Genomic DNA, 17,367 nt, shown 5'->3' on the forward strand with positions numbered 1-17,367 from the left:
GGTGGGGGTGCTCAGAAGTTGCCGAGTCCGCCGCAGACGTTGATGGCCTGCGCGGTGACCGAGGCGGCCGTGTCGGAGGCGAGGTAGGCGACCATGCCGGCGACCTCCTCGGGGGTGGAGTAGCGGCCGAGCGGGATCTTGGCCTGGAACTTCTCGAGGATGGCGTCCTCGGAGGTGTCGTAGGCGGCCGCGTATCCGGCGCGCACCCGCTGGGCCATCGGCGTCTCGACATAACCGGGGCAGACGGCGTTCACGGTGATGCCGGTGGGGGCCAGCTCATTGCCGAGGGCCTTGGTGAAACCGACCACGCCGTGCTTCGAGGCGGAGTAGGGGGCACCCAGGACCACGCCCTGCTTGCCGGCCGTGGAGGCGATGTTGATGATGCGGCCACGGCTCTTGTGGCGCATGCCGCCGGTGTTGAGCACCTCCCGCGTCAGCCGGAACACGCTGTTGAGGTTGGTGTCGATGACATCGGTCCACAGCTCGTCCTCGATGTCGGCGGTGACGCCGCCACCGGACCGGCCGGCGTTGTTGACCAGGACGTCGACGGTGCCGAAGCGGTCGACCGCGGCCTGCACGAAGGCGCCGACCGAGGCGGGGTCGCGGACGTCGAGGACCGTGCCGTCGGCGTCGATGCCCTCCTCCTGGAGGATCTTGACGGTCTCGGCGACGTTGTCCGCGCTGCGGGCGCCGATGAACACGCGGTGGCCGGCCGCGGCCAGCGCCCGCGCGGACGCGAGGCCGATGCCGCTGGTGGCCCCCGATATGAGAGCGACCCGCTTTTCCAGCGTTGACATGTGCTTCCTCTCCCTTTGTTCTGCGGGGGTGCGGCGGAGCCGGACCGGACGAGGTCAGGTGAAAGGTTTCGCCCGGCCCGGGAACGCCGTCGGGCGTCAGGCGGCGGCGGGCTCGTCGGCGCCGAACTGCTGGTTCACGGCCTCGATGAGGGCGCGCGGGGTGTCGGCGTCGGTCAGCAGGTCCTCGTCGAGGACGATCCCGTACTCGCGCTCTATACGGCTGCCGGTCTCCAGGAGCGCCAGCGACTCGTAGCCGAGGACTTCGAACGGCTCGTCGAGGATGTCGCCGTCGAGGTCGACGCCCTCGTCGACGCCGGCGCCCTCCTGGAGGATGCGGCGCAGGTCGTCCAGGGTGAATTCCGAAGTGGACACGTGGGTTCCTTCCCAGGTCGAAATGGATCGTTCAGTCGGGGGTCTCGGGGCGTTGGGGGCAGGGGGAGTGCCGGTCAGTCCACGGCGCGGACCACGACGGCCGAGTTGAAGCCGCCGTAACCGCGGGCCAGGACCAGGGCGGTGCGCACCTGGGCGGTGCGCGACTGGTTGAGGACCAGGTCGAGGCCGTACTCCTCGTCGGGGTTGATGTGCACCGTCGGAGGGATGAGGCCCTCCTCGATGGCCAGCAGCGCGGTGGCGACGTCGAGCGGGGCCGCTCCGGAGTACAGCCGGCCCGTCATCGTCTTGGGCGCGGTGACCGGGACGCCCCGGACACCGAAGACCGCCGAGATCGCGTCGGCCTCGATACGGTCCAGCTCCGGCACGCCCGCCGCGTCCGCGAAGACCACGTCGACGTCCTCGGGGGCGGTGTCCGCGTCGGCGAGGGCGAGTTCGATCGCCTTGCGCAGGGCGGGCTCGCGGTCGCTGCCGGGCCGCGGGTCGAACGTCGAGCCGTAGCCCGCGATCTCGCCGTAGATCTTGGCGCCGCGCTCGCACGCCGACTCGGCCGACTCCATGATCAGGATGGCGCCGCCCTCGCCCGGTACGTAACCGGCCGCGTCGGCGTCGAAGGGCAGATAGGCACGGGTCGGCTCGTCGCTGGTGCTGAGCCGGTCGCCGGCCATCTGCGCCACCCAGCCCCAGGGACAGATCGACGCGTCGACGCCCCCGGAGACGATCATCGGGGTGCCCTTGCGGATGAGCCGCCGGCCGTGCGCCACCGCGTCGAGACCGCCGGCCTCGTCGCTGACGATGACGCCGCTGGGACCCTTGAGCCCGTTGCGGATGGAGATCTGGCCGCTGTTGACGGCGTAGAACCAGGCGAAGGACTGGTACGCGGACACGTACTGGCTGCCCTGGCTCCACAGCTTCTCCAGCTCGCCCTGGCCGAACTCGAAGCCGCCCGAGGAACTGGCCGTGACGACGCCCATGTCGTACTGGGGCAGTTCCTTGGGGTCGATGCCCGCGTCCGCGAGCGCCCACTCGGCGGCGACCAGCGCCATCCGCGTCATGTGGTCGGTCTGCGGCAGCAGCCGGCTCGGCAGCACGTCCGCGGCGACGAAGCCGGGCACCTCGCCCGCCAGGGTCGACGGGTAGGAGGACGGGTCGAAGCGGGTGACCCGCCCGATGCCGTTCTTGCCGGTCCGGGTGGCGGCCCAGTAGTCCTGTGTGCCCAGTCCGTTGGGGGCGGCGATGCCCAGACCGGTCACTACCACCGTGGTGGTCATGCCACGCTCCTCTCGGGACGCGCCAGCACCATGGCGCTCTGGAAGCCCCCGAAGCCGCTGCCGACCGTGAGCACCGCGTCGGTGAGCTGCTCGCGGGCGACCAGCGGCACGTAGTCGAGGTCGCACTTGGGGTCGGGGGTGGTGAGGTTGGCCGTGGGCGGCACGACGTGGTTCTCCATCGCCAGCGCGGACGCGGCGATCTCGATGGAGCCGATCGCGCCGAGCGAGTGCCCGACCATCGACTTGATCGAGCTGACCGGGGTCCGGTAGGCGTGGTCGCCCAGGCTCCGCTTGAACGCCTCGGTCTCGTGGCGGTCGTTCTGCTTGGTGCCCGAGCCGTGCGCGTTGATGTAGTCGATCTCGGTCGGGTTCATCCTGGCCTCGTCGAGTGCGACCGTGATGGCCTCGGCCATCTCCGCCCCGTCCGGGCGCAGACCCGTCATGTGGTACGCGTTCGAGCGCGTCGCATAGCCCGCGATCTCGGCGTAGATGTGCGCACCGCGCCGCTTGGCGCTCTCCAGCTCCTCCAGGACGAACACGGCGGCACCCTCACCGAGGACGAACCCGTTGCGGGTCCCGTCGAAGGGGCGCGAAGCGCGCTCGGGTACGTCGTCCCGGGGCGTCGTCGCCTTGATCGCGTCGAAGCACGCCATCGTGATCGGCGAGATCGGGGCGTCGGACGAACCCGTGATCATGACGTCGGCCGAGCCCTCGCGGAGCAGTTCCACGGCGTGCCCGACCGAGTCGATGCCGGACGTACAGCCCGTGGAGACCACCGTGTTGGGGCCCTGCGCACCCACGGCCCACGCGACCTCGGCCGCGAAGGAGCTGGGGACCAGGTAGTTGTACAGATGCGGGGCCGTGTAGGCGTGGTCGACCAGGTGAAGCCGGCCGCCGTCGCTGACGACGTTGTACTCCTCGTCCAGACCCATGGTCGCGCCGACCGCGCTGCCGATGGTGACGCCGACGCGGTACGGGTCGTAGGCGTCGATGTCGATACCGCTGTCGGCGACCGCGCCGCGGGCCGCGACCACCGCGAACTGCGCGGCGCGGTCCATCCGGCGTATCTCCTGCGGGCGCAGTCCGTGCTCCGCCGGATCGAAGTCGATCTCGGCGGCGACCCGGGAACGGAACGGGCTGGGGTCGAAGAACGTGATGCGGCGGGTGGCCGTACGGCCCTCGCTCAGCAGGTTCCAGAAGTTCTTCGCCCCGACACCACCGGGGGCGAGCACCTCGATACCGGTGATGACAACTCGTCGGCCGGTCACGCGGACGCCTCCCAGTTGTAGAAGCGTGTGGCCATCGCGTCGGCCGGGGAGCGCCAGGTGGCCGGGTCGTACGCCTCGATGAACGGCTTCAGGTCCTCGCTGATCTGTATGAAGCGGGGGTCGTGCCGGGCGTGCTGGATCAGCTCGCCGCCGTTGTCCGCGTCGAAGTCCTGGAGGTGGAAGTACAGACCCCGGTACTGGAAGAGCTGGCGCCGGCGCGTGCCCATGCGGTGCGGCATTTCCGTGTCGTCGAAATCACCGAAAACCTTCGCGACGTCGACGCTCGACCCGGGATCCATCCGAGCCACAATCAGCGTGCTGTACATACTTTTCCCTCTCCTCGGGGCCCACCACACAACAGTTGACGAAAGCTCATATTCAGTATCTTGGGCGGTACGAGCGGTTTCAATATTCCCCGTGTCAGGGAATTGTCAGACCGGTTCAGAATTGCGCTGGAGAATGCCGGAAAATGCCAGGCAATGCCAGGGAATTCAGCTGGTGATTTCGCACATGGCGGCGCCCGCGGCGACGGACGCGCCCACTTCGGCGGTGAGGCTCTTCACGATCCCCGAGCGGTGGGCGTTGAGGGGCTGTTCCATCTTCATGGCCTCCAGGACGACGACGAGGTCGCCCTCCTTGACCTCCTGGCCTTCCTCGACCGCGACCTTGACGATCGTGCCCTGCATGGGCGAGGCGAGCGTGTCACCGGAGGCGACCGGGCCCGACCTCCTGGCCGCGCGGCGCTTCGGCTTGGCGCCGGCGGCGAGGCCGGTGCGGGCCAGCGACATGCCCAGCGAGGACGGCAGCGAGACCTCCAGGCGCTTGCCGCCGACCTCGACGACGACGGACTCGCGGCCCGGCTCGTCCTCCGCATCCGCCGCCTCGGCGGGGTTGGTGAAGGCCGGGATGCCATTGACGAACTCGGTCTCGATCCAGCGGGTGTGGACCGTGAACGGGTCGGTGGAGCCGGTCAGTTCGGGGGCGAAGGCCGGGTCCTTGACGACCGCACGGTGGAAGGGCAGCGCGGTGGCCATCCCGCCGATCTCGAACTCCTCGAGGGCGCGGGCGGCGCGCTGGAGCGCCTGCTCGCGGGTGGCGCCGGTGACGATCAGCTTGGCGAGCAGGGAGTCCCAGGCCGGGCCGATCACACTGCCGCACTGCACACCCGCGTCCAGGCGGACGCCAGGACCCGACGGCGGGGCGAACAGCGTCACCGTGCCGGGGGCGGGCAGGAAGTTGCGTCCCGGGTCTTCGCCGTTGATGCGGAACTCGAAGGAGTGGCCGCGCAGGGCGGGGTCGCCGTAGCCGAGTTCCTCGCCGTCGGCGATGCGGAACATCTCGCGGACGAGGTCGATGCCGGCGACTTCCTCGGTGACGGGGTGTTCGACCTGGAGGCGGGTGTTGACCTCCAGGAAGGAGATCGTGCCGTCCATGCCGACGAGGAATTCGACGGTGCCGGCGCCGACGTAGCCGGCTTCCTTGAGGATCGCCTTGGAGGAGGAGTACAGCTCCGCCACCTGGGCGTCCGACAGGAACGGCGCCGGGGCCTCTTCCACCAGCTTCTGGTGGCGGCGCTGCAGCGAGCAGTCGCGGGTGGAGACGACGACGACGTTGCCGTGGGTGTCGGCCAGGCACTGGGTCTCGACGTGGCGGGGCTTGTCGAGGTAGCGCTCGACGAAGCACTCGCCGCGGCCGAAGGCGGCCACTGCCTCGCGGACGGCGGAGTCGTAGAGCTCGGGGACTTCTTCGAGGGTGCGGGCGACCTTCAGGCCGCGTCCGCCGCCGCCGAAGGCGGCCTTGATCGCGATCGGCAGTCCGTGCTCTTCGGCGAAGGCGACGACTTCGTCGGCGCCGCTCACCGGGTCGGGGGTGCCCGCGACGAGAGGGGCGCCGGCACGCTGGGCGATGTGGCGGGCGGAGACCTTGTCGCCGAGGTCGCGGATGGCCTGCGGGGGCGGGCCGATCCAGGTCAGGCCGGCGTCCAGGACCGCCTGGGCGAACTCGGCGTTCTCCGACAGGAAGCCGTAGCCCGGGTGGATGGCGTCCGCGCCGGAGTCCTTGGCGGCCTGGAGGACCTTGGCGATGTCCAGGTAGCTGGTGGCGGGGGTGTCACCGCCCAAAGCGAACGCCTCGTCCGCCGCCCGGACATGCGACGCGTCCCTGTCTGGTTCCGCATACACGGCAACGCTCGCGATCCCGGCATCCCGGCACGCCCGGGCCACGCGGACAGCGATTTCGCCACGGTTGGCGATGAGCACCTTGCGCACGATGAACCTCCCCAGACTCCGCTCGGAGCCACAAGACTGTTCGAGTGCGCACTTCCCCTTCAATACGGTCCGTTGCAGAACTGGGTCAGAATCAGCAGACCCGGGGCAGCATTTACCGGAAGAGGAAAGAAGAAGGTCAGGCCTCCGTCAAATTGCCGGACCCGGCGGACGGATCCGCCGGGTCCGGAAAGAAAAGGAATGCGCCATTCCGGGGAAAATTTCGAGGGCCGTTCAGGAGGCGTTCCGGGGTGGCGTTCGGGAGACGCTCAGGAGGCGTTCAGGAGGCGTTCAGGGGCTGCGTTCGGGAGGCACTTCCCGCCGCCCCACAGGGTTTCGCGGGCCGGTCGACCACTTGGCGGGTCGACCACTTGGCCGGTCGAGCTCGCGGGCCCGTACTCGGTCAACCGTCCCGCAGGGCCTTGCGGTACCAGGGCGCCGCGAGGGGGAAATCGGTGTCGAAGCCGGCGCCGGGTGCGCGACGCAGGTCGGACCAGAGCGGGGTGCTGTCGAAGACGTGGTCGGTGGTGAACATGTCGAGCCCGGACGGAGGCACGCCCTTCTCGGCCAGGACCGCCCGGGCTCGGTCGGCGGTCAGTTCCCGGTCCGGCCAGTCGGTCCCCGTGCAGTCGGCGACCGCGCGCAGGAGGGTGCCCACGGGGAGGGGCTCCGGGTGGGTGGCGTGGTAGACGGAGGCGGTCAGGTCGGCGGCGGGAGCGAGCGCGGTGGCCACCAGCAGCGCGGCCAGTTCGGGTGCGGCGATCACGGAGGTCCGGGCGGGCCAGCCCTCCACCGTGCCGGGCAGCACGCGCAGCATCCGGGTCAGGCCGGGCACCACCCACCTGTCGCCCTCCCCGTACACCAGGTGCGGGCGCAGGACGACACCGCCGGCCGCGAGGACGGTGTCCTCGGCCGTGGCCCGGGTGAGGGACGTGGGCGAGCCCGGGTTACGGGACAGTTCTTCGGGCCGGTCGCCACGGAAGGTGCCACGGCCGTAGACGGACGCGGTGCTCAGCTGGACGATGCGCACGACCCCCGCGCGGCGCGCTTCCTCGATGAGCGCCGCCGTGCCACGGGCGTTGACGGCCTCGTTGGCCTCGACGCCGCCGCCGATCTGCGAGGCGCAGTGGATCAGGACGTCGACTCCGTCGCACACCCCGTGCAAGGACGCGGGGTCGGTCAGATCGGCCCGTACGACGCGAGCACCGTCATGGGCCGCAGGACCCTCCTGGATGGGGGAGCCCTTGTGGAGCGGGGGACCGGAGCCGAGCAGGGGACTGCGATGGGACATGAGCCTCAAGTCGGCCCGGTACCGGGCCGCTTCACGGGCGACGTGTCCGCCGACGAAGCCGGCGGCGCCGGTGATCAGGATGGTGGGCACGGGTCTGTCTCCTCGGGATGGGGACGCTCTCCCAGGCGTACGGAGGATGCGCGGGCTCAACGGCCGCGCGGGCTCAGGACGAGCTCGGCGGTGAAGACGGTCTCAGCGTGCTGCGTACCGCGCACCCGCACCAGTACGCCGCCCTCCGTACCGTGCGGTTCGGCCTGCGGCTCGATCCAGCAGGGCGCGTCGAACTCGGCGTAGCGCGCGAAGTTGCTCTTGAGGCCGACCAGGAGGGCGTCCGGCATCCCGGTCGAGACGAGGGCGGCCTGCCGGGCGGCTTCCAGCAGGACCATGCCCGGTATGTGATCGACGGGGTGGTCGAAGAAGGTGGGGTGGGCGGTGTCGACGCGCAGTTCCCAGCGGTCGCCGGTACCGGAGGCCCATCCGGGCTCGGGCTTGAGTTCGGACTCAGGCCTGGACTTGGGCTCGGCGAGCAGCACGTGCCGGTCGTCGGAGTGTCCCACCGCGGCCGGGTCGATCGCGGGCGGCACGACGCGGTCGGTGGTGGTGGGCCGGCCGGCGCGCAGCCTGCGGTGGACGGCGGGACTGGTGCAGCTGAACGCGGCGCCCGCGGTGGCCAGCGCCCTTCCGTCGCGCAGCACGGTGACGTCGTAGCGCATACCGCCGAGCACCCGGCCCCTGCGGACGATGTCGCGGCAGACGGTGCGCAGTTCGACTTCCGTGGGGACGGCGTCCGCGACGAGGAGTTCGGGGGAGGTGCTGAAGAACATGTCCCACATCAGGAACTGGTGCCCGAAGGGGACGCCGAACTCGGCGTGCGCGAGCAGGGAACCGATCTGGCGGACGGACTCGATCAGGAGCATCGGGTCCTGGTAGCCGCCGGACTGGGTGAAGAAGGAGTGGCTGCGCGGCCATTGGGCACTGACCGCGAACTCGTCCGGCCGGTCGGGTCCGGCTGGTTCGGCGGCGGCTTCCCAGCCGGTCAGCAGGACCTCCGAGACGGCGGCGCGATGGACGTACTCGCGCGGAACCGTCGTGGTCAGCCGCGGCGTCAGAGTTCGCGCGGCGGTCTGGACGGAGGCTTTGGCAGAGGCCTGGGCAGAGGCCTGAACGGCGGGTTTAACAGCGTTTCGAGCAGCGGTTCGTGAGGCGCTGGTGCCCACCGTCGCGACGTCGTCTTCGACGGACACACGGGTGGAGGTGGTGTACGACATGTACGGCACTCCTGTCTGGTTCCGAGCAGGGGGCAGCAATCCGTACCGCCGGCAGCCACCCCCCGTGGCCGACGTTCTCTCGCTCACACAAGATACAGACATGTCTGTTCGGTTTTTCAAGTAAAGCTTTAGCATCCTTCGAGCGATGAGCCGCCCCTACAGGCCGATACAGCACGATTGCGCCACCCGGGACGCCTGATCTTTCAAACCGTGCAGACCTGCATGGTTAGCGCCAGAGACACACGCCGGACAAGAGGCTCCACCCCGACCGCAACCTGCCGGAAACATGACCTTGAAGCTCCGGATCTCTCTACATATACGCAGGTCAACGTGGGTAGATTGGAAAAGGCACGGACCGACGCGCGGGGGATTTCGAACACGTTGACAATCAGACAAGTCTGTTTGCTATCGTCCTCATTGTGAGAGTTCAGCAGTCCGTTCCGTGATGACGAGACTGTGCCTCAGGAGGAGCAGATGAATCGGCAAGCCGTGGATCTACTCGACGCCCGATCGCAGCGCAATCTTCCGCACCGCCCCACGATTCCCCAGCCCGGGCGGGCCGTTGCCCCACAGACGGCCACCGACCACCCCGGCCCCCCGGCCGGAGCACTGCGCGTCCTGGTCGTAGAAAACGATGTCAGGGCCGCCGACTCCCTCGTCCAGGGCCTGCTGCGGCAGGGGTACGCCGCACAGAGCGTGGCCACCGGCACCAAGGCGCTCCAGGCGCACCGCGATGCCGATCTCCTACTGCTCGACCTGGACCTGCCCGACCTGGACGGGCTCGAGGTGTGCCGGGGCATCCGGGCGGTCTGCGACACCCCGGTCATCGCCGTCACCGCGCGCGGCTCAGAGCTCGACCGGGTGCTCGGACTACAGGCCGGCTCGGACGACTACCTGGTCAAGCCGTACGGCTTCCGCGAGTTACTGGCCCGGATGGAGGCGGTGATGCGCCGGGTGCGTCAACAGCCCGCCGCCGCCCAGGTCATCACCCACGGGCCGCTGCGCATCGACGTCGGCACCCGGGTGGCCACGCTGAACGGGAAGCCGGTGGACCTGACCCGCAAGGAGTTCGACCTGCTGCATCTGCTGGCCTCGCAGCCCGGCACCGTCATGCCGCGACGCCAGCTCATGGCGCAGGTCTGGGACGACACCTGGTCCCACCGCGGGCGCACCATCGACACCCACGTCAGCAGCCTGCGCGGCAAGCTCGGTTCGAGCAGTTGGATCATCACCGTACGCGGTGTCGGTTTTCGGCTCGGCCACCCCTGAGCGGCACCCGCAGGCCGTACGAGGACCACGCGAGGACCGCTCGACGACCCCATGAGGGCCACTTGATGACCGCTTGACGACCGCTTGAGAAGCACTCGAGGAGTGGCCGAGGACCGACCGAAAATCGAGCCAAACCGGAAGCAAATACTCCCGCCTACTGGCGGCGTGCCGCCTTGCCGATACAATACAGACCAGTCGGTAAAATTCCAGTGGGCGAGAGCAAGGACCTGGTATGGCCACACAAGAGCGCGGGACGAGGTCGAGGCACTCGATCCTGGAGTCCGCGGCCCGCGTGTTCGACGAGCGCGGCTACGACGCGGCGAGCACCAACGACATCCTGGCCCGGACGGGCCTCACTCGAGGCGCGCTGTACCACCACTTCCCTTCCAAGGAAGCGATCGCCGTGGCCCTCGTGACCGCGCACAGCGAGGCGCTGGTGGTGCCGGACCAGGCGGTGAAGCTCCAGGCGGTCATCGACCTCACCCTGGAGTTCGCCCAGCGTCTCCAGCGCGATCCGGTGCTACGGGCCAGTGTACGGCTCGCCGTCGAGCAGACGTCGTTCTCGCGGCCGCCGCAGACGGCGTACGAGCAGTCCGGCGCCGCCATACTCGCCCTGCTGCGGCAGGCCGAGGAGCAGGGCGAGATCCTGCCCGGCGTGGACATCCAGGAAGCCACGTCGACCATCGTCGGCGCCTTCACCGGCCTGCAGTTGATGTCCCAGGTCTACAGCAACCGCGAGGATCTGCCGGAACGCATCGGTGCCTTCTGGCGCTTCGTGCTGCCCGGTCTGGCCACGCCCGGCATGCTCGGCCGCCTCCGCACCGTCCCGCCGCCGGCCCACGAGCCCGCCTGACCACCGTCCGGCCCGCCCGGCCGCACCCCTGAACCCGACAACCTCACAACCAAGCCCGCACCCCGCGCCCCCGCACCGCCCGCCGAACAGAACACGGCACCCCGAACGCGAGCTCCGGGCAGGTCCGCCTCACCCGTGAGGGACCCCAGCCCGACACCTCACCCCGGGCCAAGCCCCCCACCAGGGGTGTTTTTCGCGTGCCGTCCCGTTCACGGGCACGCCCCGCGACGGACCTGCGAAGGCCGAGGGCCTGTCCCGACCCCGGCCCCCGGACAACACCCGCTCCGGACCAACCCCGTCACCGCAGGCGCCCTCTCGCGCCGCCCCGAACACGGGCCCCCGCAACCGACCTCCGACCACCGAGGACCCCACCCGCACCCGGGCCCCGACACGTCACCGAGTTCGGGCCTCGTTCCCCCGCGCGCAGCCCAGCCGGGCTCCAGCCGCCTTCCAACTCCGGGACGGGGCCGATGTCCCCCGGGCTCTGGGCCGCGTACCCAAGCCCATGACCACGAACTCGCCCGGGGTTCGCGACTCCCCACCGCTGCCTCACCCAGGTCGAGAGACGGCCCCTGCCCCTGGCCCGGCCAAGTTGCGCTCGCCGAACCTCGGGTCAACTCCGCCCGGAACGTGGGAGCTTGAGGAAGGCCCAGAGGCCCGCGCTCACCCCCGCACGGACCTCGAGCCCCGTCCCCGTCGAGCGACGCAGGCGAGCCCCTCTCCGGCCGAACTCCCCACACCCCGCCCCCGCTTCAAGACGTCAGGCCCCCTCAAACCCCCTCGGACCCGCTGCCCACCCGCTGTTCCTCCTCCGCCCGCCCCTCCCCGGCCAACGAGAACAACGGACGCAACAACACCCACAACCGCTTGGACGTCTTGGGGTCCCACCACTCCGCGTCCGTGTGCCCGAGCGACTCCAGCCCCGCGGCCACCACCACCGCCAGATCGGCCAGATCCTCCGGCGCCGGCACCACGTCCCGGTGCGCGTCGACCACCCGCCTGCGCACCAACGCCAGTACGTCGTCACGCAACCGCGGGGGCCCCGCCGACCCGTCCACCGCCAGCTGTATGCCGGCCCGGACCAGTTCCTCCGTACGCAACGCCTCGCACAGGGCGACCAGGAGGCGCTCCGGGGCATCCTCCACGGGCCCCTCGAAGGCCTCGTCCATCAGCGCGACAACCCGCTCGTGCGCCTGCTCGTACACCGCGGCCGTCAACTCCGCGGTGGAGGAGAAGTGGTGATAGAGAGCCCCCCGGCTCACCCCGGCCCGGCGGCAGATGTTGACCAGTCCCGCATCGGAGAGCCGGCCGTTCGCTATCAGTTCCGCCGCGGCACGGACGAGAGCCTGACGGGTCTGTTCGGACCGGGTCTGCATCAGGCTGCACCTGCCTATTCCTGCTCTTGGCATGAAGGAGCGCGCGGGCGCCCTGAGGGCGCCGGCAACAACCGGAATCATACAACCATGCATGTTTTAGTCGACAGCCCTGTGAACCCAGACCTCCATCCAATCCCCATAAATCCTGCAGCTCTTGCCCATGTACGGCCTCTTGACGGCCGGACGATCCCGTGAGCACACCCCATCCGGAACCCCCTCTCACTCTTGACAATCAGACAAGTCTGTTTGTTACGTTGGCGATGGCCACGTTGCCCCCGGCACCCAAGCGTCACCCGAGCGTTGAGGAGTCCGATGAGCAGCACGACCGCCCCCACCGCGCCCACCTCCACGACCGCACCGACCGGCCCGATCCCCCCTGTCACCGCGGCCATCCCCCTGGTCGGCAATGGATTCGGCGAAGCCCTGCACGAGGGCCTGGTCCGTGCGGCGGCCCGGATGTCGCCCCGCCCGGGCCACTCCCCCTTGATGTCGTCCGCCACCACCCTGGGATCCTGGGAGACCGGCGCCGTCCTGGACCGCTTCACCGCCCGCCTCCCCACCGCACTCGCCCCCGCCGAGGCGGAAGTGCCCACCCTGCGCACCACGCTGACGGAGTTCGCCCGCACCGCCCTGGCGCGTGCCGCGGACACCATCCCCGCCCCCGCGCCCATCGCCCCGCCCGCCGCCTCCCCGCACCAGGTGGCCGCCGCGGTCGCCCTGCTCCTCGAGTGCGCCCTGCTGCACGTCCTGGAGAACGGCATCGCGCACCACGAGAGCGCGCTGCCCCGCGCGGTCGCGGTCGTCCGGCGCCTCGGCGAGGTCGTCCGGGAGGCCGGGGAGGGCATGTGGTCCGGCGACGACGGCCGCGGCGAGCGCCGCCGGCTGGCCCGGCAGCTGCACGACGAGCTGGGCGGCGCCCTGTCCCTGGCCCGACTCAGCCTCGACGCCGCGGCGACCTGCGCCCCCGGCAGGACCGGCTCACCCACCGCTGGCGCTCCCGGCACCGTCGCCGCCCACCTCGCCACCGCCCAAAGGGCACTGTCCGCGGCGGCCAGGGAGAACCAGGCGCTCATCGACGGTGTGCGCCACCGCGCCGACCTGCCGCCCCTGCGCGAGGCCCTGGAGGCCTTCCTCGCGGGCCCACGTCCCCGCGACGGCCGCGGTATCCAGACCTCCGTCGAGGTCATCGGCGACGAGTGGACCCTCTCCGAGCGGCACCGGGAGGAGACATTCCTCGCCCTGCGCGAGGCCCTGCGCGACCGCCTGGCCCGCTCGGGCGCGCGCCGCGTGGACACCGTCGTACGCATCACCAGGCGCTGGCTGTACGCGAAGGTGACCGACGACGGCCACGGCCCCGTGGGAGGTTCCGCCGATTCCGCGCGGGCCCTGCGCTCCCTCACCGACCGCGTCGAGGACCTCGGCGGCCGGACCGGCATCACCCCGGGCACCCCCACCGGCACCCTGCTGGAGATCCATCTGCCCCTGCGCGGACACCCCTGAGCCCCGCCCGACAAAAACTGAGAGACAGAACACACTCCGACCAGCACCCCGGCCGACCCCACCTCAACCCCCCGGACCCAGCCCGGCGCGCCCGACCCCGGCCCCGTACCGGAGACACGGAAAAGGGCCCATCGTCTTGACGATGAGCCCTTTTCGCTGGTGCGCGAGGGGGGAGTTGAACCCCCACGCCCTTGCGGGCACTGGAACCTGAATCCAGCGCGTCTGCCTATTCCGCCACCCGCGCATTGGGTGTGTCTTTGGTCTCTCACCGAGTGGTGTGAGCGCCTGTCGACATGCAGAAGATTAGCACGCTGTCCGGGGTGGAATCACATCCCTTTCCCACGGCCACGGGCCCCGCCGGCACCGCACGTCTCAGGCCTAACCGGTTCACGTATCAACCTCGTACCGGTCCAGGCCATCTCTCCAGGAGCAGGGCAGGGTGCACAGTCAGGTGCGGGACACTGGTCTCGGAGCGCCTCTACGATCCTTGGCAGGAGTAGTGCCGGGAAGTGTTCGAAGAGGTGCCCCGGAGGGAACTCCGGGAAGGGACTTCGGAAGGCGTCGACACCCGTCGACAGGGCCGACAGGGGGAACCAGCCGATTTCCCGACGCGTGGATACGATCAGTAAGCAGTACCAGCAGGACCAGGACGACTACGGCAGGCCGTACGACACAGTGGGCCGTACGCAGTACGACGTGGACAGCAGGCAGAACCAGGACGGTTACGAAGGAGGAGGTGCCCCATGGGAGTCCTGAAGAAGTTCGAGCAGCGCCTCGAAGGTCTGGTCAACGGCACCTTCGCCAAGGTGTTCAAGTCCGAGGTCCAGCCCGTGGAGATCGCCGGAGCGCTGCAGCGCGAGTGCGACAACAACGCCACGATCTGGAACCGCGACCGGACCGTCGTACCCAACGACTTCATCGTGGAGCTGAGCGCGCCGGACTTCGAGCGCCTCAGCCCCTACTCCGGCCAGCTCGGCGACGAGCTCGCCGGGATGGTGCGCGACTACGCCAAGCAGCAGCGCTACACCTTCATGGGCCCCATCAAGGTCCACCTGGAGAAGGCGGACGACCTCGACACCGGTCTCTACCGGGTGCGCAGCCGTACGCTCGCCTCCTCCACCGACCAGCAGGCCCCCGAGCGCGCCCCCGCGGGCCCGCCCCCCGGCCGGCCCGGTGGCTACGGCTATCCGGCTGCCGCCCCGGGCGCGAGTCCCGCAGGCGCTCCCCCGATGCCGTCCGCGCCGCCGCCCGGCGTGCGCCCCGGCCCCTCGCCGATGGGCTCCCGGCCCGGCGCGGCTCCGGGCCCGGCGGCCGGCGGCCGTATGCGGCACTGGATCGAGATCAACGGCGCACGCCATCAGATCTCCCGCCCGACGTTGGTGATGGGCCGCAGCACCGAAGCCGACGTGCGGATCGACGACCCCGGCGTATCCCGCCGGCACTGTGAGATCCGGACCGGAACGCCCTCGACGATCCAGGATCTCGGGTCCACCAACGGCATCGTGGTGGACGGGCAGCACACCACCCGCGCTACGCTCCGCGACGGCTCGCGGATCGTCGTGGGCAGCACCACCATCATTTACCGGCAAGCCGAAGGGTGAAGCGGGGGCAATGTCAGAGCTGACCCTCACGGTCATGCGGCTGGGTTTCCTGGCCGTACTGTGGCTGTTCGTGATCGTGGCCGTGCAGGTCATCCGCAGCGACCTGTTCGGAACGCGCGTCACACAGCGCGGCTCGCGCAGGGACGCCTCCAGGCCGCAGCAGGCCGCGCGCCAAACCACACCACCTCCGCAGCGCCAGCAGGCGGCGCCGCCGAGCGGCGGCGGCGGTGGTGGCCGACAGCGCCGCGGCGCCCCCACCAAGCTGGTCGTCTCCGAAGGCACTCTCACGGGCACGACCGTCGCGCTGCAGGGGCAGACCATCACCCTGGGCCGCGCGCACGACAGCACCATCGTGCTGGACGACGACTACGCGTCCAGCCGCCATGCCAGGATCTACCCGGACCGGGACGGCCAGTGGATCGTCGAGGACCTCGGCTCCACCAATGGCACGTATCTCGACCGGAGCCGACTGACGACTCCCACGCCTGTTCCGCTGGGCGCGCCGATCCGCATCGGCAAGACCGTCATCGAGCTGCGGAAGTAGTACGACAATGAGCGAGCGGAGCGAGCACGCAGCAGCGGTCCACACGACGGACCCCGGCGCGCTCCCGACCGGAGGGTGGGCACCGTGCGGATGTACCCGGAGCCGACGGGCGAGGTGCGCATGAGTCTGTCACTGCGCTTCGCCGCCGGATCGCACAAAGGCATGATCCGCGAGGGCAACGAGGACTCCGGTTACGCCGGTCCCCGCCTGCTCGCGATCGCCGACGGGATGGGCGGCCAGGCCGCCGGTGAGGTCGCCTCCTCCGAGGTGATCTCCACCATCGTCGCGCTCGACGACGACGTCCCGGGCTCCGACATCCTCACCTCGCTGGGCACCGCCGTACAGCGTGCCAACGACCAGCTGCGGATGATGGTCGAGGAGGACCCCCAGCTGGAGGGCATGGGGACCACCCTCACCGCGCTCCTGTGGACCGGTCAGCGCCTCGGCCTCGTGCACGTCGGCGACTCCCGTGCGTACCTCCTGCGTGACGGCGTCCTCACGCAGATCACCCAGGACCACACGTGGGTGCAGCGCCTCGTCGACGAGGGCCGCATCACCGAAGAGGAAGCCACCACCCACCCGCAGCGCTCCCTGCTGATGCGCGCGCTGGGCAGCGGCGACCACGTCGAGCCGGACCTCTCCATCCGCGAAGTCCGCGCCGGCGACCGCTACTTGATCTGCTCCGACGGCCTGTCCGGCGTCGTCTCCCATCAGACGATGGAAGACACGCTCGCCAGCTACCAGGGCCCGCAGGAGACCGTCCAGAACCTCATCGAGCTCGCGCTGCGCGGCGGCGGCCCCGACAACATCACCGTCATCATCGCCGACGTCCTCGACATCGACTCCGGCGACACCCTCGCCGCCCAGCTCTCCGACACCCCGGTCGTGGTCGGCGCGGTCGCCGAGAACCAGCACCAGCACCAGATGCACGACAACGACGCCATGCAGACCCCCGCGGGCCGCGCCTCCAGCCTCGGCCGTCCGGTGCCCGGACAGGGCGGTGGCGGCGAGTTCGGACCGCCCGGCAGCGGCGACACCACCGGTTACGTCTCCACGGGCGGCTACGGCGACTACTCCGACGAGGACTTCGTCAAGCCGAGCGCCGGGCGCAAGTGGCTGAAGAGATCGCTCTACACCGCGCTGGCCCTCGCCGTCATCGGCGGCGGTCTGTACGGCGGCTACCAGTGGACGCAGACGCAGTATTACGTCGGCGCCCAGGATCAGCACGTCGCGCTGTACCGCGGAATCAGCCAGGACCTGGCCTGGGTCTCGCTCTCGAAGGTGGAGAAGGATCACCCCGAGATCGAACTCAAGTACCTGCCGCCGTACCAGCAGAAGCAGATCAAGGCGACGATCGCGGAGGGCGGCCTCCAGAACGCCCAGAAGAAGATCAGCGAGCTCGCCACGCAGGCCTCCGCGTGCAAGAAGGACGCCGAGCGCCGCGCCGCCGACAGCAACAGCGCGAAGACCGGCGCGGGCCAGGCAGGTGGAACCACGGGAACCACAACCACCTCTCTGACGTCCAAGGCCACGTCCAGGCCGTCCCCGACGCCGCACGCATCGAGCTCGGCACCGTCTTCGAAACCGTCCACCTCCACCGCACCCACTCCCACACCCGGCCCCAGCCTCTCCGACGAGGAGCAGAAGCTGGTCTCGCTGTGCGGTAAGCAGTAAG

Annotated in this window: 16 protein-coding genes and 1 tRNA gene; 7 read left to right on the top strand and 10 right to left on the bottom strand. The window is 70.1% G+C overall.

The window, feature by feature from the left end; genetic code table 11:
* Positions 1 to 11 precede the first annotated feature (11 nt).
* The 8 genes from fabG to SMIR_RS18380 form a co-directional block, all read right to left on the bottom strand.
* Positions 12 to 797, bottom strand: coding sequence for a 3-oxoacyl-ACP reductase FabG (gene fabG / locus SMIR_RS18345; protein WP_060898869.1), 786 nt, complete (start codon positions 795 to 797; stop codon positions 12 to 14).
* Between the two features lie 96 nt (positions 798 to 893).
* A complete protein-coding gene (locus SMIR_RS18350) occupies positions 894 to 1,169 on the bottom strand; it encodes an acyl carrier protein (RefSeq protein ID WP_054237212.1) in 276 nt (91 codons plus the stop codon).
* 74 nt (positions 1,170 to 1,243) lie between these two features.
* Entirely contained in the window at positions 1,244 to 2,458 is a 1,215-nt protein-coding gene (locus SMIR_RS18355) for a ketosynthase chain-length factor (protein ID WP_101399153.1), read from the bottom strand.
* The gene (locus tag SMIR_RS18360) at positions 2,455 to 3,726 is read right to left on the bottom strand and encodes a beta-ketoacyl-[acyl-carrier-protein] synthase family protein (RefSeq protein ID WP_101399151.1); all 1,272 of its coding nucleotides are present in this window, start codon (positions 3,724 to 3,726) and stop codon (positions 2,455 to 2,457) included. The genes SMIR_RS18355 and SMIR_RS18360 overlap by 4 nt, the downstream gene beginning before the upstream one ends.
* Positions 3,723 to 4,052: a TcmI family type II polyketide cyclase gene (locus tag SMIR_RS18365; protein ID WP_168493618.1), complete on the bottom strand. Its 330-nt coding sequence runs from the start codon at positions 4,050 to 4,052 to the stop codon at positions 3,723 to 3,725. The genes SMIR_RS18360 and SMIR_RS18365 overlap by 4 nt, the downstream gene beginning before the upstream one ends.
* Positions 4,053 to 4,217: 165 nt before the next feature.
* Positions 4,218 to 5,993: an acetyl/propionyl/methylcrotonyl-CoA carboxylase subunit alpha gene (locus SMIR_RS18370; RefSeq protein WP_168493615.1), complete on the bottom strand. Its 1,776-nt coding sequence runs from the start codon at positions 5,991 to 5,993 to the stop codon at positions 4,218 to 4,220.
* Positions 5,994 to 6,393: 400 nt separating this feature from the next.
* The gene (locus SMIR_RS18375; protein ID WP_168493613.1) at positions 6,394 to 7,371 is read right to left on the bottom strand and encodes an NAD-dependent epimerase/dehydratase family protein; all 978 of its coding nucleotides are present in this window, start codon (positions 7,369 to 7,371) and stop codon (positions 6,394 to 6,396) included.
* Positions 7,372 to 7,427: 56 nt separating this feature from the next.
* On the bottom strand, positions 7,428 to 8,549 hold the full coding sequence (locus SMIR_RS18380) for a ScbA/BarX family gamma-butyrolactone biosynthesis protein (RefSeq protein ID WP_168493611.1): 1,122 nt from the start codon (positions 8,547 to 8,549) through the stop codon (positions 7,428 to 7,430).
* 474 nt (positions 8,550 to 9,023) lie between these two features.
* Here SMIR_RS18380 and SMIR_RS18385 point away from each other — a divergent pair, with 474 nt between their 5' ends.
* Positions 9,024 to 9,818 (top strand): response regulator transcription factor, encoded by a 795-nt coding sequence (locus SMIR_RS18385; protein WP_168493609.1) that lies wholly within the window; start codon positions 9,024 to 9,026, stop codon positions 9,816 to 9,818.
* A gap of 232 nt (positions 9,819 to 10,050) precedes the next feature.
* The gene (locus SMIR_RS18390; RefSeq protein ID WP_168493607.1) at positions 10,051 to 10,671 is read left to right on the top strand and encodes a ScbR family autoregulator-binding transcription factor; all 621 of its coding nucleotides are present in this window, start codon (positions 10,051 to 10,053) and stop codon (positions 10,669 to 10,671) included.
* 770 nt (positions 10,672 to 11,441) lie between these two features.
* Here the strand turns inward: SMIR_RS18390 and SMIR_RS44310 are convergent.
* Complete coding sequence (locus tag SMIR_RS44310; RefSeq protein WP_168493605.1) at positions 11,442 to 12,047, bottom strand: TetR family transcriptional regulator; 606 nt, start codon at positions 12,045 to 12,047, stop codon at positions 11,442 to 11,444.
* A gap of 312 nt (positions 12,048 to 12,359) precedes the next feature.
* Between SMIR_RS44310 and SMIR_RS18400 the strand changes: the two genes are divergently transcribed.
* On the top strand, positions 12,360 to 13,547 hold the full coding sequence (locus SMIR_RS18400) for a sensor histidine kinase (RefSeq protein ID WP_168493603.1): 1,188 nt from the start codon (positions 12,360 to 12,362) through the stop codon (positions 13,545 to 13,547).
* A gap of 157 nt (positions 13,548 to 13,704) precedes the next feature.
* On the opposite strand, the gene SMIR_RS18405 is transcribed toward SMIR_RS18400, so the two are convergent.
* Positions 13,705 to 13,791, bottom strand: a tRNA-Leu gene (locus tag SMIR_RS18405).
* Positions 13,792 to 14,159: 368 nt separating this feature from the next.
* On the opposite strand from SMIR_RS18405, the gene SMIR_RS18410 reads away from it, so the two are divergent.
* From SMIR_RS18410 to SMIR_RS18425, 4 genes are all read left to right on the top strand, one after another.
* Positions 14,160 to 14,303 (top strand): hypothetical protein, encoded by a 144-nt coding sequence (locus SMIR_RS18410; protein WP_168493601.1) that lies wholly within the window; start codon positions 14,160 to 14,162, stop codon positions 14,301 to 14,303.
* A complete protein-coding gene (locus tag SMIR_RS18415; RefSeq protein ID WP_212727179.1) occupies positions 14,291 to 15,148 on the top strand; it encodes an FHA domain-containing protein in 858 nt (285 codons plus the stop codon). Before SMIR_RS18410 ends, SMIR_RS18415 begins: the two co-directional genes overlap by 13 nt.
* A gap of 10 nt (positions 15,149 to 15,158) precedes the next feature.
* Entirely contained in the window at positions 15,159 to 15,692 is a 534-nt protein-coding gene (locus SMIR_RS18420; RefSeq protein ID WP_168493599.1) for an FHA domain-containing protein FhaB/FipA, read from the top strand.
* A gap of 90 nt (positions 15,693 to 15,782) precedes the next feature.
* Positions 15,783 to 17,366, top strand: coding sequence for a Stp1/IreP family PP2C-type Ser/Thr phosphatase (locus tag SMIR_RS18425; RefSeq protein WP_212728373.1), 1,584 nt, complete (start codon positions 15,783 to 15,785; stop codon positions 17,364 to 17,366).
* Position 17,367 lies beyond the last annotated feature (1 nt).

The sequence above is a fragment of the Streptomyces mirabilis genome (genome assembly GCF_018310535.1).
Lineage (GTDB): Bacteria > Actinomycetota > Actinomycetes > Streptomycetales > Streptomycetaceae > Streptomyces.